The 980-nt window shown below is 42.9% G+C and carries 1 protein-coding gene and 1 tRNA gene; both read right to left on the reverse strand.

The genetic code is table 11. The annotated features are described in order from the left end of the window. Window position 1: 1 nt before the first annotated feature. Window positions 2–74: transfer RNA gene (locus tag AC1DRQ_RS31825), tRNA-Lys, on the reverse strand. Between the two features lie 163 nt (window positions 75–237). After that, window positions 238–980, reverse strand: a 743-nt coding sequence (locus AC1DRQ_RS31830) for an ATP-binding cassette domain-containing protein (protein ID WP_477430200.1), incomplete at its 5' end; no start/stop codon positions are given.

Here is a 980-nt window from a genome sequence, read left to right on the forward strand (position 1 = left end):
GTGACCTGGGAGAGGATCGAACTCTCGACCCACTGATTAAGAGTCAGTTGCTCTACCGGCTGAGCTACCAAGTCATTTATTTTTTTCCGGGTTGCAAATAAACGAAAATTTTCCGGTTTTTCACAGCTGTTTATTTTCAAATACGCTTAAGAAGGTTGCGCTGTTTCGGAGTTAGGATGTTCAATTTCGGAATCCTTTACCTTTCAGTTTTTACCCTTCGCCTTTTACCTTAAATAATTATACCATCGCGTACAAGTCTTCGCGTTGTTTTTGTACTACGTCGCTGTTGATGTACTCGTCGTAGGTCATCAGCTTATCAATATAACCACCCGGAGTTAATTCAACAACGCGGTTGGCTACAGTTTCAACCAGCTCATGATCTCGTGAGGTAAACAGAATGGTTCCCCTAAAGTCTTTCATGCCATTATTAAGCGCCGTGATCGATTCCAGATCAAGGTGATTGGTAGGCTCGTCGAACATTAAAAGATTGGCTTGTTGCAGCATCATACGGCTAAACATGCAGCGCATTTTTTCGCCACCCGATAGTACATTGCTTTTTTTCAATACTTCTTCGCCCGAGAACAACATACGGCCCAGGAAGCCGCGGATAAACTGGTCGTCCTTTTCGCCCGGAGAATATTCACGCAGCCAGTCGATCAGGTTCTCGTCTTTTCCTTTAAAGTAGTCGGCATTATCAATAGGGATATCAGCCGCGTTAATAGTAACACCCCATTTAAAGGTGCCTTTAAAATCGGTATCCCTACCGGTTAAAATATTGTACAGTGCGGTGGTAGCCAAACTGTTTTGTGATAGTATGGCAATTTTATCACCTTTATTTACGGTAAAGCTAATGTTGTTGAATAAAAGCTCGCCATTGAGCGACTTGCTTAAGTTTTCAACCTGTAATATCTGGTCGCCCGCTTCACGGCCCAGGTTATTAAATATAATACCAGGGTACTTACGGTTTGATGGCTGTATCT

The sequence above is a fragment of the Mucilaginibacter sp. P4_E8 genome, from assembly GCF_056401495.1.